The organism is Methylomonas koyamae, assembly GCF_001644025.1.
Taxonomy (GTDB): Bacteria; Pseudomonadota; Gammaproteobacteria; order Methylococcales; family Methylomonadaceae; genus Methylomonas; species Methylomonas koyamae_A.
Window position 1 is genome coordinate 34,511 of sequence record NZ_LUUK01000156.1, and the last position, 19,266, is coordinate 53,776.

The 19,266-nt window shown below is 55.3% G+C and carries 20 protein-coding genes; 6 read left to right on the forward strand and 14 right to left on the reverse strand.

The genetic code is table 11. The features are described from left to right. Window positions 1-165 precede the first annotated feature (165 nt). From A1355_RS11020 to A1355_RS11030, 3 genes are all read left to right on the forward strand, one after another. Entirely contained in the window at window positions 166-1,440 is a 1,275-nt protein-coding gene (locus tag A1355_RS11020) for an O-acetylhomoserine aminocarboxypropyltransferase/cysteine synthase family protein (protein ID WP_064027975.1), read from the forward strand. 118 nt (window positions 1,441-1,558) lie between these two features. Then, a complete protein-coding gene (locus tag A1355_RS11025) occupies window positions 1,559-2,539 on the forward strand; it encodes a CobW family GTP-binding protein (protein WP_082885497.1) in 981 nt (326 codons plus the stop codon). Window positions 2,540-2,601: 62 nt separating this feature from the next. Further along, a complete protein-coding gene (locus tag A1355_RS11030; protein WP_064027980.1) occupies window positions 2,602-2,994 on the forward strand; it encodes a hypothetical protein in 393 nt (130 codons plus the stop codon). A 249-nt stretch (window positions 2,995-3,243) separates the two neighbouring features. Here A1355_RS11030 and A1355_RS11035 read toward each other — a convergent pair whose 3' ends face one another. The 11 genes from A1355_RS11035 to A1355_RS11095 form a co-directional block, all read right to left on the reverse strand. After that, the gene (locus A1355_RS11035) at window positions 3,244-3,864 is read right to left on the reverse strand and encodes a hypothetical protein (RefSeq protein WP_064027982.1); all 621 of its coding nucleotides are present in this window, start codon (window positions 3,862-3,864) and stop codon (window positions 3,244-3,246) included. A 245-nt stretch (window positions 3,865-4,109) separates the two neighbouring features. Then, window positions 4,110-4,562: a YaiI/YqxD family protein gene (locus A1355_RS11040; protein WP_064027984.1), complete on the reverse strand. Its 453-nt coding sequence runs from the start codon at window positions 4,560-4,562 to the stop codon at window positions 4,110-4,112. Between the two features lie 145 nt (window positions 4,563-4,707). Continuing rightward, entirely contained in the window at window positions 4,708-5,346 is a 639-nt protein-coding gene (locus A1355_RS11045) for a hypothetical protein (RefSeq protein WP_064027986.1), read from the reverse strand. Window positions 5,347-5,621: 275 nt separating this feature from the next. Then, window positions 5,622-6,017 carry a DUF5658 family protein gene (locus A1355_RS11050; protein WP_139306396.1) on the reverse strand — a complete coding sequence of 132 codons (396 nt, stop codon included), beginning with the start codon at window positions 6,015-6,017 and terminating at the stop codon, window positions 5,622-5,624. A gap of 761 nt (window positions 6,018-6,778) precedes the next feature. Further along, window positions 6,779-7,438 carry a hypothetical protein gene (locus A1355_RS11055; RefSeq protein WP_157197847.1) on the reverse strand — a complete coding sequence of 220 codons (660 nt, stop codon included), beginning with the start codon at window positions 7,436-7,438 and terminating at the stop codon, window positions 6,779-6,781. Window positions 7,439-7,677: 239 nt separating this feature from the next. After that, window positions 7,678-8,484, reverse strand: a complete 807-nt coding sequence (locus A1355_RS11060) for a DUF4239 domain-containing protein (RefSeq protein ID WP_082885494.1) — start codon at window positions 8,482-8,484, stop codon at window positions 7,678-7,680. A gap of 233 nt (window positions 8,485-8,717) precedes the next feature. Further along, on the reverse strand, window positions 8,718-9,521 hold the full coding sequence (locus tag A1355_RS11065) for a hypothetical protein (RefSeq protein WP_064027992.1): 804 nt from the start codon (window positions 9,519-9,521) through the stop codon (window positions 8,718-8,720). A 421-nt stretch (window positions 9,522-9,942) separates the two neighbouring features. Further along, complete coding sequence (locus A1355_RS11075; protein ID WP_064027996.1) at window positions 9,943-10,353, reverse strand: hypothetical protein; 411 nt, start codon at window positions 10,351-10,353, stop codon at window positions 9,943-9,945. Between the two features lie 121 nt (window positions 10,354-10,474). Beyond that, on the reverse strand, window positions 10,475-11,149 hold the full coding sequence (locus tag A1355_RS24550; RefSeq protein ID WP_082885495.1) for a phytanoyl-CoA dioxygenase family protein: 675 nt from the start codon (window positions 11,147-11,149) through the stop codon (window positions 10,475-10,477). A 135-nt stretch (window positions 11,150-11,284) separates the two neighbouring features. Further along, the gene (locus tag A1355_RS11085) at window positions 11,285-11,683 is read right to left on the reverse strand and encodes a hypothetical protein (RefSeq protein WP_157197848.1); all 399 of its coding nucleotides are present in this window, start codon (window positions 11,681-11,683) and stop codon (window positions 11,285-11,287) included. A 456-nt stretch (window positions 11,684-12,139) separates the two neighbouring features. Then, window positions 12,140-12,685, reverse strand: a complete 546-nt coding sequence (locus tag A1355_RS11095; protein WP_064028004.1) for a DUF6624 domain-containing protein — start codon at window positions 12,683-12,685, stop codon at window positions 12,140-12,142. A 195-nt stretch (window positions 12,686-12,880) separates the two neighbouring features. Here A1355_RS11095 and A1355_RS11100 point away from each other — a divergent pair, with 195 nt between their 5' ends. Then, on the forward strand, window positions 12,881-13,888 hold the full coding sequence (locus A1355_RS11100; protein WP_157197849.1) for an integron integrase: 1,008 nt from the start codon (window positions 12,881-12,883) through the stop codon (window positions 13,886-13,888). A 119-nt stretch (window positions 13,889-14,007) separates the two neighbouring features. Here A1355_RS11100 and A1355_RS11105 read toward each other — a convergent pair whose 3' ends face one another. The 3 genes from A1355_RS11105 to pta all read right to left on the reverse strand — a co-directional run bounded on the left by A1355_RS11105 (window position 14,008) and on the right by pta (window position 18,011). Beyond that, window positions 14,008-15,198, reverse strand: a complete 1,191-nt coding sequence (locus A1355_RS11105; RefSeq protein ID WP_064028008.1) for an acetate/propionate family kinase — start codon at window positions 15,196-15,198, stop codon at window positions 14,008-14,010. A gap of 105 nt (window positions 15,199-15,303) precedes the next feature. After that, window positions 15,304-15,873, reverse strand: a complete 570-nt coding sequence (locus tag A1355_RS11110; protein WP_064028019.1) for a DUF2380 domain-containing protein — start codon at window positions 15,871-15,873, stop codon at window positions 15,304-15,306. Window positions 15,874-15,881: 8 nt separating this feature from the next. Next, window positions 15,882-18,011 (reverse strand): phosphate acetyltransferase, encoded by a 2,130-nt coding sequence (gene pta, locus A1355_RS11115; protein ID WP_064028010.1) that lies wholly within the window; start codon window positions 18,009-18,011, stop codon window positions 15,882-15,884. Between the two features lie 236 nt (window positions 18,012-18,247). Here pta and A1355_RS11120 point away from each other — a divergent pair, with 236 nt between their 5' ends. Both A1355_RS11120 and A1355_RS11125 read left to right on the forward strand, forming a co-directional pair. Further along, entirely contained in the window at window positions 18,248-18,889 is a 642-nt protein-coding gene (locus tag A1355_RS11120; RefSeq protein WP_064028012.1) for an FHA domain-containing protein, read from the forward strand. 4 nt (window positions 18,890-18,893) lie between these two features. Further along, window positions 18,894-19,266: PilZ domain-containing protein (locus tag A1355_RS11125; protein ID WP_064028014.1), on the forward strand; the 373-nt coding region annotated here is incomplete at its 3' end.

Sequence of the window (19,266 nt, forward strand, 5' to 3'; positions counted from 1 at the left end):
TCGGATAGGTTTCCTCTCCGGAGGATTGTCCATTCCCATTAATAACCAACTCCGCTTACTTGTTAAGAGCAAAGGTAATTTGAACTAGCTGTGCGCTTCCTGGCTTGTATAATCCCGCCTTCCTCGACGAGGATTAGCAAACCATAATAAACAACAGGAGTGTGTATGAGAATCGAGACCCAGGCCGTCCATGCCGGTTACGCGCCGGACCCCACCACCAAGGCGGTCGCCGTGCCAATTTACCAAACCGTCGCCTATGCCTTCGATAGCGCCCAGCACGGCGCGGATTTGTTCGACCTGAAAGTGCAAGGTAATATCTACACCCGCATCATGAATCCGACCCAGGACGTGTTGGAACAGCGGGTGGCGGCGATGGAGGGCGGCTTGGCGGCGCTGGCGCTGGCTTCCGGCCAGGCGGCCACCACTTATGCCATCCAAACCATCGCCGAAGCCGGCGATAACATCGTCTCGGCCTCGACCTTGTACGGCGGTACCTACAATTTGTTCGCCCATACCTTTCCGCAACTGGGCATTGAAGTGCGCTTCGCCGATCCGCGCCAGCCTGGCAGTTTCGCGCCGTTGATCGATAGCCGCACCAAGGCGATTTTTTGCGAATCCATCGGCAACCCGCTGGGCAACGTTACCGATTTCGCGGCCTTGGCCGAGGTGGCGCATGCCCACGGCATCCCGCTGATCGTCGACAACACCGTGCCGTCGCCGTATTTGTGCCGGCCGATCGAGCACGGCGCCGACATCGTCGTGCATTCCTTGACCAAATACATGGGCGGCCACGGCAACTCGGTGGCTGGCATCATCGTCGATTCCGGCCAATTTCCGTGGGCCGAACACAAGGCCCGCTTCAAGCGTCTGAACGAGCCGGATGTCAGCTATCACGGCGTGGTCTACACCGAAGCGCTGGGCGCCGCGGCCTACATCGGCCGAGCCAGGGTGGTGCCGTTACGCAACATGGGCGCGTCGATCGCGCCGATGAATGCGTTCTTGGTATTGCAAGGCATCGAAACGCTGCCGTTGCGGATGGACCGCATCTGCGAGAATGCCTGGGAAATCGCCAAACTGCTGCAAGACCATCCGAAAGTAGCCTGGGTCAATTACGCCGGCCTGCCGGAACATCCCGACCACGCCTTGGTGCAAAAATACATGGGCGGCCGGGCCTCGGGCATTTTGAGCTTTGGCCTGAAACAAGGCGGCCGCGAGGCCGGTGCGCGGGTATTGGATGCCTTCAAATTGTTCACCCGGCTGGTGAACATCGGCGACGCCAAATCGCTGGCCACTCACCCGGCGTCCACCACTCATCGCCAGTTGAATCCGGAAGAACTGGCCAAGGCCGGAGTCAGCGAGGAGATGCTGCGGTTGTCGATCGGTATCGAGCACATCGACGATCTGGTCGAAGATTTGGAGCAAGCGTTGGATGCGGTTTGAGGGCGGTTGCCATCTAGTTACCGTGGGGTAGCTCTTAGCGTTAGCCGGAGTACAAACCTAGGTTTGTACTCCACCGATTCCTCTTTGACTTTCGTCTTCCGCGATCATGCCAGCCAATATGCCCCAACCCATCCCGGTCCTGATCCTCACCGGCTTTCTCGGTAGCGGCAAAACCACCTTGCTGAACCGGCTGCTGGCGGACGGCATCAAAACGGCGGTGATCATCAACGAATTCGGCGGTACGCCGGTAGATCAGGATTTGTTGGAAAACCAAAGCATCCCAATGACGGTACTGTCCGGCGGCTGTTTGTGCTGCCAGATCAAGGGTGCGTTGGCGCCAACTTTGAAAAATTTGCGCATGGCCTGGGACGGTTCGACGGTCAAGCCTTTCGCGCGAGTCATCATCGAAACCAGCGGCATCGCCAGCCCTGAGCCGATTCTGGACACCTTGTTGCGCGAACCGTGGCTGAGCAAACGCTACCGGCTCCGGCAGGTGATCGCGACCTTGGCGATTCCATCGGCCGTCGAGCATTTGCAACGCCATGCCGAAGCCAAAGCCCAGGCGGTCTGGGCCGACACCTTGCTGCTGACCCATGCCGATCTGGCCGAGCCGGCGCAGCTCCGTAGTCTCGAAGCGTACCTGCAAACCCTGGCACCGGCCACGCCGATCCTGACCAGGACATTGGCACAACTTGATACCGGCGACTTGCTGAATGCGCCGTTGCCTCTGTTTCGGCGCCTACCCGCAAATGCCGATCCGATCGAACATGCATTCCAAAGCGTATCGTTGTACTTCGAACAAACGCCCGACTGGCCGCGATTGCAAAGCGCATTACAGCGACTCATCGTCCAACTCGGTCCGGCGCTGCCGAGAATCAAGGGCGTCGTTTATCCGCCCGATTTCAATGGGCCGGTCGCGATCCAGGCCGCTTCCGGTCGGCTTTACCCGGCAACGCCGCTACCGCCCCGCGCCAACGACGATAGACGCGGCCGTTTGATTTTCATTGGCGCCGGTCCGGCGGATGCGCTGGCCGAGACGCTCGGCGCGCTGTTCGCCGATTGCGACCCGCCACCGACGCTTCGGCGGCATTCCAACTGAGCGAGCGGCACCCAGCGTGCTACAATCGCAGCCTTTCCCACAAGCAATTCAAGGAATTTATCATGTCCTATCGCAAACTGGCGGCGCTGGCGCTGTTGACTCTTTCTTTCGGTGCCGGCGCGGCGGAACAGCCATTGACCCAAGCCGAGTTGCTCGGCAACTGGCAGATCGATAAGGAATCCTTGAACGCCGACGGCAGCGGCGCCCGCGGCCTGAACACCACCTGGACGTTCAAAAACGACGGCACCCTGGAAGGCATTACCCAGGACTCCGACTCTCATGCCCGAATCGACCAGTTGAAGGCGATACTGAATTATTCGGTGGAAAACGGCAAACTCAACAAACAAGCCGCACCGGGCCGCTCTAAAATGGAAACCTGCACCGCCGTCGAGAAAGACGGCGCGAAAATGGTCTTGAAATGTCAGTCCATCTACTTTTTCATGACCAAGAAATAAATCCCGCGCGGCGCTCGATCCCGCTTCAACGCATGGAACGGGATCGAAACAACCTCTCCGGACAAGGCCTAACGCCGTTAACCTATACCGTTCGCCAATCGGCTCGGCTTGGACAATCTCTCGGCGGCGACGCCAAGAGGTCGCGCCAATATGCCGGCAAAATTAACGTAAAACCGCGAATGAACATCAACGATGGTGCGTTCGTCGCGAGGCTACCGAGCGATTTGTCAAAGTGCGGTTATTCGCCGACTACCCGGCGGAGCGTTTCACGCGACCGCGCGACAAACCAACGAATCCGAAAACCGCCGAACCGAACAACCATGCAGCCGCCGGTAGCGGTATCGGCGATGCGTTGACGGTGAAACCTTTCAGATAAACATCAAACGTGGTGTAGGCGGTGTGCATGTTCGACATCGCCAGTTGAAATTCCCCGGGAATTTCCACTGCGGAGGAAACCGGAGCGTTGTTGATCCTGGGGGTCCGTCCTGTGACGTCGCCGGCACTGTCCTGGATGTATAACTGAGAATAAACCGTGGTGTAATCCAGGAAACCCGACCAAGATACCGAATCGACGCCAAAACTGTCGACTAACTTCCCGGTATAAAGATCCGTCAGTTCCAATCCCCTGTTTGGACCACCAAAGCCGTTCCATACCCCTCCCATGCTAAACGATATTGCCCAGCCGCCCGGTATGATTTGCGTCACCGACGTGCCGCCACCTAGCGGCGCAAACCAAATATCGTTGCTGGATATGACCGGCGTTCCGCTCGATACGTCGATGTAGACGTTTGTCGCTGACGCCGGCAACGGCGAAAGCAGCGATAAGCAGAATCCCGCTTTTACAATGGTCAACGAAGTCTTTTTTTCCATTTTCTGTCCTTGGTGTTGAAGCTAACTCAGGAACATCGAAATGTTAATGCCTTCCCGGCAATTCGACGGCAATTCAGCCCGAATACCGGCAGCGATCAACACGATTTGGCATAAAGCCAACGACAGACTAGCGCGTCCGATACGCGACGTCGGTACGTTGGAGCGCTTAGACACGGAAACTCTAAGGGGCTTGCTGGTGATCGCGACAACACCTCGCCGAACGGCGTGGCGGATGATTACCGCCTTCAGGCGCGGCTTAAGGTCGCCAAAAAACGGTCCAATTGATTGGCGAATGCTTGAATATCTCGCGGATGCAAGGGCGCTGGACTGCCGGTGTCGATACCGCTGGCGCGCAGACTGTCCATCATCGAGCGGATTTGCAGTCTTTCGCCGATGTTTTCGTTGGAATAGCGCTCGCCGCGCGGATCGATGGCGTGACCGCCCTTGGCGATGACTTCGGCAGCCAATGGAATATCGGCGGTTATCACCAGATCGCCAGGTTTCAGCCGTTTGACGATTTCGTTATCCGCCACGTCGAAGCCGCTGCTGACGCGCAGCATTTTGATGTAGCGCGACGGTGGAACCGGTATCGGTTGGTTGGCCACCAAGGTCGTCCCTAATCGGCAACGCTCGGCTGCTCTAAATAAGATATCCTTGACCGGCTTCGGACAGGCGTCCGCGTCAACCCAAATATGCATAGTGGCTTTAGTATTAATGGATGGCTAAACGATAAAGTCCAGTCCGAGCGTGGACTTTCACGCCAACGTGGATTCAAATCCGACGAGGCTTGGGCGAGAGGATAGCGCTCGCATTGACCTAACGGTGTTCAGGAATCGAATCCCCTCACGGTAAGCCGCCCGGGGCTCTGGTCGTTTGAAACGCGCCTTGCCGGTAAAGCTGATCGTAAAGATGATCGGCTATCCGCTCGAATAGGGTCTGCTCGTTGTGCGCGGCAAACGGCAATGCCAGCCACAAAAACAATTCCATGTACACCTTATTCGCTTCTTCGACCTTTGCGGCGTATGACTTACCGGATTTCGCATCGATCAACGTAAAGCGAATATCGTAATGTTGGGTAACCGTATAAGGGATTATAAACAACGTCAGTCCGCTGACGATTTGCATAGCGATACTAGACTCGCCATGCTGGCTGCCGGACAAGGTCAATTGATAATCGGCTCTGCCGGTAAACTCGCCCGGCGCCACCGCTTCGTGATCGCGGATATACGCTTTGTCCACCCAGGCATTCAGCACGTTCTGGTTGATCAACACGCCAGCCAGATGGTCAGTCACCAGACCACCGCCATCCATCGTAAACGCGAAGTCGCCGACCGTATGTTCTATCATCGGCCTCATCGCGTTAGCCTGTGGCGTGATCGGCCGCAGTTTGCTGCCTTCGGTGACATAGGCGCATCCGGTCAAGCCGGCAATAAACAGGGCCGCGCAAAATCGGCCAAGCAAGGTCAGGAACGGAATTTTCATGTGGAATTTTTCGTAATGGCCGTCAATTGGACAGGCGGTTAAGCGGTCGCAGTATAGGAGCAAGAGGTTGCCGCGTCCAACATTGAACGGTTTAGGGCTGCCTTGTCGTGGCTAACGAATCGGAATAAAAGCGGGATTTCAAATCCGGAACCCCTCCCGTCAGAGCGGGAAACGGGATTCGAGGCAACGGACGATAGAAATACGGGGTTTACATCAACACCGCGTGAGCCTAAAGAACCGAGCCCACGCTTTTCAAACGGGTGCGTTAGAAGGAATCAGGCACCCATGACCAATGTAAAATTATTGGTCACCACCCAACTGTAAAAGGCATCGGCCCAAACCAAGGTGGCTGTACCCCAACGCCCTTTGATCGAGTGACGGTCGAAGAAGATAAAAGCAATCACCAGAAGTATCGCCACTTTCAGCGATGTAATGGCCAGTCCTAAACCCACCAAGCCGGCGAAGTAATTTAAAATGGGATTGACCTCGTCGACATCGGTAAAGCTCAAGCCGAGATAAGTAATCACGCCATCGGCGATGTGCAATAAGCCAAACAAAACCAGCATCGCCGCGTTTAATTTATGTCGCGTCGGTATTCGCCAGATACTCAACGCCCTAAAAAAATCCAGCCCATTCACTTTAACCGTTGCGCGGCCCTTTCGAATTTTCATGTGATACTCCTTACGCGAATTGGCGCCCAACCCGATGATGAAAGACATGGACTTTCACCGCCAGCGCCTTGAGTTGTGTAACTGAAACCATAACGGCCGTACAGCATCACTTAGGTTAGATTGCTGAAAATTGAAGCCGCGCCGAACATCAATGTAGAGATTACGAATTGGCCCGACAGAAAACCGAGCATACCGATAATAAACAATAAACCGGTGGTAATATCTTTATAGAAGCTGTTTGAAGCATTCATATTTACATCCCGGACTGAATTCAGTCGCAGAGTTAGTGAAGACGGCTTCACTATAACTCTCAGGCATTAATTTACAATACCATGCTGAATACATTGTTTATTTCCAATTGAGAAATAAAGTTTCGGCAATCCCTACCGCCTTTCAGTCCGTCTCACATAAGAGATAGCTAATATGATAGGACTTTTTGGGGCCGCGCGGCGAGTTATTCCGCGAAACCGGGGCTTGGTCGCGGTTTAATATGGCAAGGCATTGATTTGCTGAAAAGCCGTTCGCCACACTGACGTCCATAACCGCGCGTCGGGACGCCGTCACGGGTGGCTGGCCAGCAGCGATTGGCCACATCAACCGGGCTCCGGCTTCGCTCGATGGCGTGGACGCCTACCCCAATCAGGAACGACCAGAACCTTTCCGAATTCAGGCACGCTGGGAAATATTTGAAAACCCATCGGCGCGATAGCCGATGGGACGAGGTTCGAGAATAGTTAACGAACGGGTAAACCCATCCGCGATTAAGCCGCAACCGAGTTCGAGCGGGGAGAGCGTCGATTTCCCCAACCGACCAAGCCAAGCAACACCGACCCCATCGACCAAGCGGCGCCGGGCAATGGAACGGCGGCGACTTTAAAGTTCAACGAAAACGTGTCCATGGTTCTGCTTTCGCGCAACCAAACCGTGTAGCTGCCCACACCTAAGGTGGCGGGCAATTGGGTGCCGGTAAAGGCCCCGGTAGCGATCAGACTTGGAAACACATCTTCCCCGACATTCGTGGGAATAACGCCGTTGATCGGGGTTGTTCCGACCGGAGCGCCCAGCAGCGCGTAGCCATCGACAGCGGACGGGTCGACAACGCTGGGCGTGATCGTCGTACCTTGCTTCAAACCGAAAAACGCCACGCCGGTAGCGGTGGGGTTGCCGCCAATCTGGCTAAACGTGAAAGCCTGTAATTGAATAGAAGTCAGTCGATAGCCAGCTCCGATGTCGAACCTAAAAAAACGCGAATCCGCGCCGGCGCTAGGGTCCAATTTCACGTCGACCACGTTGTCGCCCGCGGAAAAACTGAGCGGAGTAGGATTGGAACCGTCGGTCGACAAATCCAACACCGCGGCACCGACCGCGTTCGATAAACTCGCCAACAGCAATACACCTGCTCTTAAAACATTCTGGTTCATAAAAACTCCCGGTTGATAGGTTTTCCTAGAGGTTTCGCCGAACAACGCAAACGGACCTGGGTCACATTTTTTCGACTCAGGAACACTACTAGAAATTATTCGGGAGATCAAGCGTGGTTCCGACGCCTGTTTGGAGGCGGGCTTGATGCCGCACGCTTGTCGATGAAGTCGGGAAACGAAGCATCCAAAAACCGGTAATCTGGCGTATGGGTCCGGCGATGGCCTTGGCTTGGATTGTCTTATTGCTTGCCGACGCCGGAGAGTTCGCGAATATCGGTCTGCAGATCGAGCATGCTTTTCTGGCTCACTTGAATCCAGCCGCGGCGCGGACGGTCCAAATCGACGATGATAAATACCAAAATTACGATCAGTCCGACCAAAATGTGGGTAACGAACGAAGGACGATGTCCGGCGAGCCCGGTGGCATAGCCGACTACCGCTCCGGTCATGATGAACGTGATGTAGAGCAGGATCAGCACGAACTCAGGTACATGCCGCGCAAGTTCGGCGTCGCGTTTACCGTAATTGTCGATCAATTCGTTCAAGGTTTGCACGAACAAGCCGCTGGTCACCGGTCTCGGGTCGAGTTCCACCGCACGCCGCGCATAGTCCCACAACGCCGAGTGCAGCCTGCCGGTTTCGGCGGCCATCTCGCTTAGGGTTTGATGAGCGGTCAGATCGATTTCCCCGGCCTTCACCCGCAGATCGACATACTCGTGCAACAACTTACCGACTTCGTCCCGCACGCCGGCCGGCAGCATCCGCGAACGCAAGTAGGTCGTGCCTATCGCATTAGCTTCGTCGACCACCGCCTCGCTGCGGCTATCGTAACGCTGTAACGACAACGAAAATGTAAATCCCAGCAACAGCGCCAATATCCCCAGCAACGACGCCGAGGTTGCATTGACGTGTTGCTTGAAATCCTCGCCGGTGACATGCTCGGAGCGAGAGCCCAGTCGATAACCGCTTTCTATGGCCAAAAGCATGGAAACCAATAGCACCCCGGCTATCAGTACGCTGTCAATGTCGTACATAAATTCGGTCATCGCGAAATGGTGGGTAGAGATTAATGGATACCAACGTTAACAAAAGCTGTGAAAGAGTCCTTCGGTCGCCTCGAAAGCCGCTGGGTCGGAGCATCGTCAGGTAACGAACGCCCGATATTTTAGTTCGACGGCGGAACGGACGTTCGATCCCAGTGCGACTAAAGCCGTCATTCCCGTCACCGACCGAGCCGGAAAAACGCGCGAATCCCAATCAACGTTGGCCAAGGTCGGAATTATCGCCAATAAACACCCAAAACGCCGACGACAGGATCGCCGACGTCCAGCGTCGGGCACTGCACGCCCAAGCCGACCCGCCAATTCCGGTACAGCGGATACAACAATCGGAAAGTCGTACCGCCCAAGGCGTTGAATCCGGACCAATAATCGGCGTCAAACCTCAGTTCTCCCGATACCGGCAATTCGACATTCAGATGCAAACCCGCGCTATCGTGATTGGCGAGCGCCGCGTTGGCGTAATAAAGACCAGTGTCGATATCGACATCCCAATCCGGTAGATGGCGTTGATATTCCAGATAGGCAAGATTCATGAAAGCGTTGCCGGACGCGGCAATGCCCAAGCCGTTCTGCATCCCCGCGATCACTTGTACGTTTTCAGCCGTCCAATGTTTTTCCAAATTCACCAAAATATCCGGCTGGAACGATGCCGCCGGGGAAGCCGTCGAGGCAAATTGCGCGTTCAACACACTGAGGCCCGCATCCCAACCCGGCGCCAGGCCGATATTCGCGGAAAGATTGGCGACAGCCGCATTATGGAAAATATTGGTTTCGTGTTCAATATAGACGGCATCGGGTTCGGTCGCATCAATATCCGGCAAATTGCGGGCAGCTTTTCTCCCCGAGGTCGCACCGCTATCCTTCGCCGCCGCGTTCGTGCCGAGCGCAAACGCCACGAACAGCCAAACCGCGAATGGCCGCCTCAAGCGAGGGAAGTCCTGTTTGGTGACTGGTTTGACGTTCATCGTGCCAATATCGACCGATCCGTCAGGCTGAACTTTGAAAAAAGGAGAGTCGATCATCGGGACAGCATAGTCGATTTACGTGCGGCGCATGCGGGTCGTAGAACAGCCGACGGCTGGCCTATCAGACGAGCTATCCCCGGCAGGCGGGGACCAAGCCGATCATACGTCCGCGTTCCACTAGCCGTTTAACATTCGCCGCCCGGCCTCGAATAAAGCCATACCTTATTCGATCGGTGTAACTCGGCATATCGCCTTACAATTCGACGGCAGGCGGTCGAAACCCCGCCATAAAATCCGCTGCCGTTTGGAACGGTCGAATTCGCCCGCCATGAACGACGTCGTTACCGGCGAGCAGAAATAGTAACTCCGGTATTCGTTGATTTGATTGAAAGTTGGAATTTGGTAACCCGTCAAATCCATTGAACGCTCCGCTGGATTTGAACCAGCATAAAACATCTTTCTGATTGCAGGGCTGTGCTTATTCTGCAAATTCATTTTTCCATTGACACTTCTCGGTTGACAGGTAATCGTTCGAGAAACACGATTCGAGTCGTTCGCGGCAGAGCGCTTTGAGCTTTGACTCATAATCGGATGTGCGAAGATACTTGAATCGACCGTTCGGCTCTCGGGTGAAAATATCAAAAGGCCCCGTTCGATTTCCCCAAATGCTCAATTCCGATAAAGCGATGTCAAGTCGCGCGTCGCCATTGAAGTCGGCGACGCAACGAAACAAGGTGGTATCGTGCTTACCGTTGATGAAGTAATCGGAGCCACGGGGGTATAGATCCAACACAAACGCTTTCAATGGATCATCCGTTTCGATTGCCGTAGCCGCAATCGCCGAATTCAAGGCGGCAGCGATTGCAAACAGAACGTAGATGGCACGCATTTTATGGCCTGAGCTGCAAGCGATGTAGGGTACGCATCGCGTACCTTCTTGGGAGTTTGATTCATCGGAAACCTTGAATAGGGTATGCGGTGCATACCCTACGCGGCTCGCCCTTACCCGATTAGACCGCATATCGCCACCGCAAACCTAAAGGGAGCATCGGCTGACCGAACAGAAAGTGAAGAACGCGCCGGAGGCTACTGCCGGTTGCTTTGGAGGAAGCATGCAGAAGCAATGGACGCATGACTAAGGCAGTTCCGACCTCAGCGGTGCACTCAACTTCTTTGAAGTTGTTCTTTTCAGCAACGGCTGCTGCTGGATCAATTCGGCCAAGGCTATGAGAGCCACAATAGACCCTGACTGGGCCGTCATTTGCGCCACAAGGATCAATGTGGACGCGCACAGCGACAAGCTGTTCAAGCACTTCGGGCGGTGACTGGACGAACAATTCTCCCTCTTTTCTCGACCAGCCGTGTAGGCGGGGATGGGATATCTGTTCCACGACGGGGATGCTCAGATCCTGGTGGATTGGCACGATCCAGTTTCTTTGGATCGACTTCTCAAAGTAGGTGCACTGGACGCAGACAGAGGTGCGAGGGATGAGGCCAGCGAAAAGCGGGGAACTACGAATGCGATCGGCCAGGGTCGTGCACCAGGGCTCCGCCAACAGACAACGCGAACCGGCCGATTGATGATCTGGAAGGGTAATGCGACCCGCAATTTCGAGGCACTCCGTCTCTGGCAATACACCAGAAACGAGAACAAATCCGTCGGTGGAAAATGATGCAGTAGACATGATCGGTGAGGTCTAACGCCAAACTAAGGGGCGCGCCGCTGATTGAATTGAGCGAAGCCGGCGCACCTTGATAAAAAACAAAACTTCAAAACGGCTAGCGGGCGGCGCGTCCCTTTGAGCGTTGTGTTATGTGCTTTATACATTTGCCCGCCTTTTGAAAGTAGTAAATAGCGCCGCAAACACAATAAAACTCAAAATTAACATACAAACTACATTTTGGTATGTGGCTTCTGCCTGAGTGGCGGGTGACCAATTCTTGGTGTAGCCTCTGGCTAAATATTCCCAGAACATACTAAATGTGATGTAAATAATTGGAAACGCAAATATTTGAATTTTTGATATTTGATTTTTCATTAAAACCCATATTTGCATGACTGAGTACAATATAAGAACAATCGATAATATCGCACGAATAGGAGTTAAGTCTGGTCTACCTTCAATACTATTGGCATAGGACACATTAGCCACAAACAGGCCAAAAATAATGCCAATAATGGCCTGAGCCCAATGGATGATGGCGTAACTTTTATTCATGCTTTTGCACATAACGCTCCACATAACAGGAAAAATAAAGAGGAGTGAGCTATAGCGAACGTAGCTTTATTTTTTCCATGTTGATGTGGTTGTTATAAGGCAATTTACAAATTTGCGGCAAATACTAATAATCCGAATCCTGTAATTAAAAACACTGTGAAAACAAGCCACTCTTTGGCGCTCACTAGGTGTAGTTGAATATTTTCTGTGAATTCCTTGTTTTCAGATTCAAGCCGTTGACTGTGTTTTTTGATTAAAAATCTGAGTCCAAACATCCAAACGGAGAAGGCTACTACAAGCGCCGCTAGTTTATACGGTGGAAGTTTATTTATTACATTGATTAGAAGTTGTATCCCATCCATATATCTTCAGGCCCTGCTTTATAACGACCAAGCTCACCCGACGAAAACCGCATCGCGGTTTTTGGTCGGGTGAAGCGCATTGTTAGCGGCTGACCTAACCCCCATGACTCGCTTTGTTTGACTGAATTTTGTCATAATCCTTTTGGAGATGCTCGGTGTGTTCCTCTTGTGACCAAAGATCTAATGCAGCCCTTCTTACATTTACTTCCGCTGGATTTTCAGTGGGTAATGGATACATTAAACCTTCTTTCACTTCATGCTGAGTTCCATAAATTTGAAGTTTACCCTGGCATATTAAAACTCTATCTTGTAAATAGGCGAGGTACCATCCTTTGGCCTCACTTCTTTCAACTGCTGCCTTTAGTAAGTTAATACACTCCTCTTGAAACTCTGGCTCTAGGACTGCGTGTTGCACAATTAACCAAGTTGCTTCAGAGCCATCTTCTCCCACTTCGCTTTCCAGTGGCCAACCAAACTCTTCAATTATTTCTTTTATTCTATTATTATTTTCTTCATGAACCAACCTCATTTCGGGGTGATACTCCTTGTCATCAAGCTCACCTCTCTCTACCAAGCTAGCGCGAGTAGAAATATCCTTCTCTCTCATAGCTAGCAATTCTGTTCGTAGTGTCTGATTCATATTTTTCTTGCCGCTAACTATTGATTATCAGGCAAATCTGCCCGTATAAGTTGATATTAACCGCCTTTTCAGGCACTTTTGCCTGCGTATCCGGAAAAGTGGGCATGTTTGCCTCGATAACTTGCTATTAGCCAGGAAATCAGGCAATCTTGCCTGCGTATTATGTTGCCGCTGACTCTATCAGGTAGGTGTTTTATGTCAAGCACCAAATCGCCAGCCTTATTGGACGATGTGCGTCGCGTGATGCGGCTGAAACATTATTCCTTGCATACCGAACGTAGTTATTCCGATTGGATCAAGCAGTTCGTCAAGTTTCATCGGATGACGGAACGGCAGGCTTTGTTCGATGACAGCGAGGCCAAGATAGAAGTTTTTTTATCTCACTTAGCGACTCAGCGTAAGGTCGCGTCGGCAACGCAAAACCAAGCGATGAATGCCTTGGTGTTTTTGTATAAGCATGTCCTGAATAAGCCCTTGACCAAACGTATAGACGCGATCCGCTCCAAAACGCATCGCCATGTTCCGGTCGTGTTGTCGGTGGACGAAGTGAAGCAAGTCTTGGCGCGGCTGGAGGGCTTACCGCAACTGGTGGTCAAGCTGTTGTACGGCAGCGGTTTGAGAATTAGCGAAGCCGTCCGCCTCAGGGTGCAGGACATCGATTTTGCCTACAAGCAAATTACCGTGCGTTCCGGTAAGGGCGACAAGGACAGGGTGACGACGTTTGCCGCCTCGCTGGCACCGTTGTTGCTGAACCATCTCGACAAGGTCAAGGCGGTTCACGATCAGGATTTAGCCGACGGTTACGGGGCGGTTTATCTGCCTTATGCGTTGGCGAAAAAATACCCGAATGCCGAGCGCGAATGGGGTTGGCAATACGTGTTTCCGGCGCGTTCGTTGTCGGCCGATCCTTTATCCGCTGCGACACGGCGGCATCATTACGATCAGTCGCTCATCAATAAGGCGATTCGGGTGGCGGTGCGGCAAGTAGGTATCGCCAAGCGGGTATCCGCGCACACTTTCCGCCACAGCTTCGCCACGCATTTGCTGCAACGCGGCACGGACATTCGCACGATTCAAGCGTTGTTGGGGCATAACGATTTGGAAACCACGATGATTTATACCCATGTGCTGCATCAGGGTGGGCAAGGCGTCGTCTCCCCGCTGGACGATTTGGAGGGGGCGGCCGATCCGCAATCCGGCTAGCGGTTCCAGCGTGGAACCGGGGGAGCAAAGCGTCGGCGGTATTCGGTAGCCCGAGTCAAATCCACGGTCTTTCCAGTGACGGAACGCGGCAGGCGAAAAGGCTGCCGGACTATCGCTCTTTACGTTGCCCGCTTTGCCAGACAGTCCGCAGTCTGCAACGCGATTTCCAATTCCTCGTTGGTGGCGATGACCAGCACCGCGACTGGCGTACCGGCCGGGTGGATCGCGGTCGGCTTGACCGGCGCGGCGTTGAGCTTGGGATCGACGGCGATGCCCAAGCCGGTTAGGTCGGCACAGCAAGATTGGCGCAGCCAGGCGTCGTTTTCGCCGATGCCGCCGGTGAAGACCAGCGCATCCACCCGGCCCAGCACCGCAAAGTACGCGCCGATGTATTTCTTGATTCGGTAGGCGTACATCGCTAAGGCCAGCTTGGCCGAGTCGTCGCCTTGCTCGGCCTTGGCGTGGATGGCGCGCATGTCGTTTTCGCCGCAGACGCCCAGGCAACCGCTGGCTTTGTTGTAGAGCTGGTCGATCGCATTCAGGTCCATGCCCAGCGTGCGGGCCAGATAAAAGGCGATGGCCGGATCGATGTCGCCGCAACGGCTGCCCATCATCAAGCCTTCCAGCGGCGTCATGCCCATCGAGGTATCGACGCTGACGCCGCCGGCGATCGCCGCGACGCTGGCGCCGTTACCCAAGTGCAGGGTTATCAGGTGGGTGTCGGCCAGCGGCTTACCCAGCAATTTGGCGGCTTGTTTGGCGACATAAGCATGGGAGGTGCCGTGAAAACCGTAGCGGCGCACGCCGTGTTCGCTGTACAACTGGCCGGGCAGGGCATAACGGAAGGCGTAGTCGGGCAGGGTGTGGTGGAAGGCGGTATCGAATACCGCGACTTGCGGAATCTCGCCCATCTGCCGCAACGCGGCTTCGATGCCGGACAGATTGGCCGGATTGTGCAGCGGTGCCAGCGGGATGGTTTCGGCGATTTGCCGGGTGACTTCGGCGTCGATCAGTGCCGGTTCGCGGAATTTCTCGCCGCCGTGTACTACGCGGTGGCCGATGCCGGCCAGCGGCTGACCATTGACGACCCCGCTGGCGGTCAGCGTTTCGAACAACAGGCCGAGTGCCTGGCCGTGGTCGGCGATGGCGGCGTCGATTTGCCGGTTGTCGGCGCCGATCCGGTAGGCATGGCGGGCATCGGCGCTGCCGATGCGTTCCAGCAAGCCGGAAATCGAGACGGAATGGTCGTCGGTTTCGACGACGCTGTATTTAACCGACGAGCTGCCGGCATTTAGAACCAGAATTTTCATCGCGAGTAATTGGCGGTTTGCGGTGATTGGATGGCGGTCGATGGTTTAAAGTCATTTGCCGGTGAAGCGCCGCTGATCGCGGCTGAGGCCGCTCCCACGGCCACTTCATTTTCGGCCAGGCGCGGACGCGAATTCGTCATCGTCAGGCTGGCTTCGGCGCGCCGAATCGGGCGGTGGCGGCGAGTAGCGGCGCTCCAGGTCTTGATCGATTTTGGCGGCCAGCGCCTCGACGGCCTTGCCGGTCAATTTGGCGTCGCCGCCCTTGGATTCGGTGATGTAGTTGCCGACGATTTTTTGCTGCTTGACCTCCACCAAGCGGCCCATCAAGTAAACGAACAAAAACGACGGTTTATGCAAGCGGCCGACCAGCACGTAATCGGCGGCATGGCGCGAGCCGAGTTGAGCGGCCGCGTCGGCATGATCGAACAAATATCCGACGCCGCTGTCGGCGCCGCGTTGTTCGGCGTCCGGTATATCGACGATGCGATAACCGGCGCCGGCCAATTCGCGTTCCAGCAACGGTTTTAACGACGCGGTCCGCTGGATTTCGGCCGGTAGGCCGGGGGCCAGCGTCATATCCTTGAGCTCGAAGTTCAGAATCGCGATGCGGGTTTCCGCCGTTAGCGGCGCGGCCCATAGCAGCCAGGCCCAGATCGTTAGTCTCGCGGAATTCATCGGCAGCGTCACGCCGGCGCGGCTTGCTGGGCCTGGATCGCGGTAATCACGACGGTATTGACGATGTCGGTCACCGTGCAGCCGCGGCTCAAGTCGTTGACCGGTTTGTTTAAGCCTTGCAGAATCGGGCCGATCGCGATTGCGCCGGACGAGCGCTGCACGGCTTTGTAGGTGTTGTTGCCGGTGTTCAGGTCCGGAAACACGAACACGGTGGCCTTGCCGGCCACCTGGCTGTCCGGCAATTTGGTTTTGGCGACGCTGGCATCGACCGCCGCGTCGTATTGCATGGGTCCTTCCAACAGCAGATCGGGGCGTAAGGATTGGGCGATGCGCACCGCTTCGCGGACCTTATCGACCGCCTCGCCCTTGCCGGATTCGCCGGTCGAGTAGGACAGCATGGCCACGCGCGGTTCGATATTGAAGGATCGCGCGGTATCGGCGGCGTTGATGGCGATATCGGCCAGTTGTTGAGCGTTGGGGTTGGGGATCACCGCGCAATCGCCGTAAACCAGTACCCGGTCTTCCAGACACATGAAGAACACGCTGGAGACGATGGAGGCGCCGGGTTTGGTTTTGATGATTTCGAACGCCGGGCGGATCGTGTGCTGGGTGGAATGCACCGCGCCCGATACCATGCCGTCGGCGTGGCCGAGGTGGACCATCAAGGTACCGAAATAGCTGACGTCGGCGACCAAGTCGTAGGCGGTATCGAAGACGATGCATTTGTGCTTGCGGGCTTCGTAATAGGTTTCGGCGTAGAGCCGGCGTAGTTCGGAAGTCATCGGATCGATGATGTCGACGCCGTCCAGTTTCAGCGACAGGCTTTGGATCTTTTGGCGGATTTCCGCTTCGTTGCCGAGCAGGGTGATTTTGACCACATCGCGCAGCAGCAGGATTTCGGCGGCGCGTAGAATGCGTTCCTCGTTACCTTCCGGCAACACGATGTGCTGCTTTTTGGCCTTGGCGCGTTGCAACAAATCGTATTCGAACATCAGCGGCGTGATCTTGCCGCTGACTTTGCTGCTTAGCCGCAGGCGCAAGCCGACCATGTTGATATTGGCTTCGACCAAGCCCAGGGCCTTGGCGATTTTGCGTTCGTTTTGACTATGTAAGCGCGGCCCGATCTGACTGACTTGCATCGCGGTGGTGAAGGTGTCCGAATCGACGCCGAGTACCGCGAATGGGGTTTCGCCGAGGCCGTCGATCAATTTCCGCACTTGCGGCGCCGGCTCCTGGTGGCCGGTCAGCAGCAAACCGGCGATTTGCGGGTAATTTTTGGAATGGTAGGCCATCAGGCTGGCCATGACGATGTCGGAGCGGTCGCCGGGCGTGATGATCAGATCGCCGGCTTCGACGTAATCCAGAAAGTCCGGTACCAGCATCGCCGCGACCTTGTAATGCGACACTTCCCGGCCCATCGCGCCGTTCTCGCCGGAAAATACCTTGGCGTCGATGGCCCAGGCGATGTCGCCGACGCTGGGTTTCTCCAGGGCCGGATCGCCGGGAACGATGTAAACCGGAAATTCCGGATCGTGGGGGAGGGTGTGGCGCAAGGTGTCGGTCAGCTCGGGCGACGCGCCGTTGACGACGGTGGCCAGCAACTCGCAATCGTGTTCGTGCAAAGTGTGTTTCAGGCTGACCAGACTATGCAGGATTTGCTCCTGAGTACGATGGGAGCCCTGAATGACAGGCATCAGCAAGCAACCCAAATTGTTGGCGACGTCGAGATTGAATTCGAAGGCGAAGGCCGCGTTGTCGCGGCGCGGCGCGGTGCCGACGCACAGAATGTGTTCGCAACGCGCCTTCAAGGCCCGATACTTGGCCAAAATCAATTTCAGCAGTTCGTCGTATTGTTCGGCGGCCAGCAGCTCGCGGGCCTCGTCGGCATTGCAGCCGTACATCGCTTCCGGCGGACAAGGCAGCGCGTAGCGGTGGCTGATGAATTGAATCATGTCGTCCTTGGCCGGACTGGTTTGGATGATAGGCCGGAAAAAGCCGATGTGGCCGGCGAAACCGGACAGCATCTCCATCACGGCCAGCATGATCAAGGACTTGCCGCTGCCCTCGTCGGTGCCGGCGATATAGATGTCCTGGGCAATCAACGGTTCGGGATTCGGGAGCGCGGATAGATCTGGCATGGCGGTCGTCGCGGTTGACTGGGTGATAGGGCAAGTTTAGCGCAGAACGCGACGGCGGACCGAAAGGCGATTATTCGTGCCGTCGCGGAATCGGGAAACATCCCGAGTCATTTTGTTGTAAAACATCTCTTTTTCCAATAACGGGCCGGATCGCTTTCAAATTCCGGTTTGCTCTGCAACGGAAGTGATAGTGGCTATACTAGGTAACCGGCGCAGGGACTAATTGACTATCGACGATGGCGAAATTTACCGTTTATTTTAAAGACAAGGCGATCCAGGCGGGCGTATTCGATTCCGGCATCGTGCATATCGGCCGCGACGATACCAACGACGTGGTCGTCGACAGTCTGGCGGTCGCGCCGGCCCATGCGGTAGCGGTGGTCAAGGGCGACGACTGCGTGATCAAGCAGCTGAACGAGGAGTTTCCGCTGGTCGTCAACAATCAGCGCGCCAAGGAATGGAATTTGCGCAATAACGATATCGTCAACATCGGCAAGCATTACATTCTTTATCAGACCACCGGCCGGTTTCAGGAAGCGGTGTTCACGGCGCCGGTCGCCAATCCGGACGCGGGCGTGGAAGCCTTGAATCGCCGTTTGGACGAGGCCGCTAAAAGTACCGAAGCGAATTTACAGGTGATGAACGGTATCCATATCGGCCGGGTGTTGCGGCTTAGAAAAGCCATGACCCGGATAGGCCACGACGGCGCCGGCGTGGTGGTCATCGCCCGTCGCAAGGACGGTTATTTCGTGTCGGCGCTGCAGGGTCACGACGGCTTGGCCGTCAACCGGGAGCCGCTGGGCGACCGGATCGTCAGATTAAACGCCGGCGATGTGATTGTCGTCGACAATGTCGAAATGAAATTTTTCCCGGAATAGCGCCATGGCATTCGAAAAAAGCGAAGACAAACGCCGGTTTCAACGGATTTTTTACCATGCCGGCGCGGTGTTGACCGGTCCGGACGGTCCGCTGGCTTGCAAGATTGCCGATTTGAGCCTGCGCGGATGTCTGTTGCGCTTCGATCAAGCCTGGACCGCCGGTCTGGGGGGGGACTATACCTTGAGTTTCGAATTGTCCGACGACGCGGCGATCAAGATGGCCGTCAGCGCCACCCATGCCGAAGACGGGCAAGTGGGTTTCAAATGCGAGCACATCGACATCGAAAGCATTTCCTATTTGCGCCGCTTGGTTGAATTGAATCTCGGCGACAGCGAATTGCTGGAGCGCGATTTGGCGGCGCTCGGCGACTTTTCCT

Coding starts and splice junctions, on each gene's coding strand:
- A1355_RS11020 (WP_064027975.1), top strand. CDS start 166: ATGAGAATCGAGACCCAGGCCGTCCATGCCGGTTACGCGCCGGACCCC.
- A1355_RS11025 (WP_082885497.1), top strand. CDS start 1,559: ATGCCCCAACCCATCCCGGTCCTGATCCTCACCGGCTTTCTCGGTAGC.
- A1355_RS11030 (WP_064027980.1), top strand. CDS start 2,602: ATGTCCTATCGCAAACTGGCGGCGCTGGCGCTGTTGACTCTTTCTTTC.
- A1355_RS11035 (WP_064027982.1), bottom strand. CDS start 3,864: ATGGAAAAAAAGACTTCGTTGACCATTGTAAAAGCGGGATTCTGCTTA.
- A1355_RS11040 (WP_064027984.1), bottom strand. CDS start 4,562: ATGCATATTTGGGTTGACGCGGACGCCTGTCCGAAGCCGGTCAAGGAT.
- A1355_RS11045 (WP_064027986.1), bottom strand. CDS start 5,346: ATGAAAATTCCGTTCCTGACCTTGCTTGGCCGATTTTGCGCGGCCCTG.
- A1355_RS11050 (WP_139306396.1), bottom strand. CDS start 6,017: ATGAAAATTCGAAAGGGCCGCGCAACGGTTAAAGTGAATGGGCTGGAT.
- A1355_RS11055 (WP_157197847.1), bottom strand. CDS start 7,438: ATGAACCAGAATGTTTTAAGAGCAGGTGTATTGCTGTTGGCGAGTTTA.
- A1355_RS11060 (WP_082885494.1), bottom strand. CDS start 8,484: ATGACCGAATTTATGTACGACATTGACAGCGTACTGATAGCCGGGGTG.
- A1355_RS11065 (WP_064027992.1), bottom strand. CDS start 9,521: ATGATCGACTCTCCTTTTTTCAAAGTTCAGCCTGACGGATCGGTCGAT.
- A1355_RS11075 (WP_064027996.1), bottom strand. CDS start 10,353: ATGCGTGCCATCTACGTTCTGTTTGCAATCGCTGCCGCCTTGAATTCG.
- A1355_RS24550 (WP_082885495.1), bottom strand. CDS start 11,149: ATGTCTACTGCATCATTTTCCACCGACGGATTTGTTCTCGTTTCTGGT.
- A1355_RS11085 (WP_157197848.1), bottom strand. CDS start 11,683: ATGAATAAAAGTTACGCCATCATCCATTGGGCTCAGGCCATTATTGGC.
- A1355_RS11095 (WP_064028004.1), bottom strand. CDS start 12,685: ATGAATCAGACACTACGAACAGAATTGCTAGCTATGAGAGAGAAGGAT.
- A1355_RS11100 (WP_157197849.1), top strand. CDS start 12,881: ATGTCAAGCACCAAATCGCCAGCCTTATTGGACGATGTGCGTCGCGTG.
- A1355_RS11105 (WP_064028008.1), bottom strand. CDS start 15,198: ATGAAAATTCTGGTTCTAAATGCCGGCAGCTCGTCGGTTAAATACAGC.
- A1355_RS11110 (WP_064028019.1), bottom strand. CDS start 15,873: ATGAATTCCGCGAGACTAACGATCTGGGCCTGGCTGCTATGGGCCGCG.
- pta (WP_064028010.1), bottom strand. CDS start 18,011: ATGCCAGATCTATCCGCGCTCCCGAATCCCGAACCGTTGATTGCCCAG.
- A1355_RS11120 (WP_064028012.1), top strand. CDS start 18,248: ATGGCGAAATTTACCGTTTATTTTAAAGACAAGGCGATCCAGGCGGGC.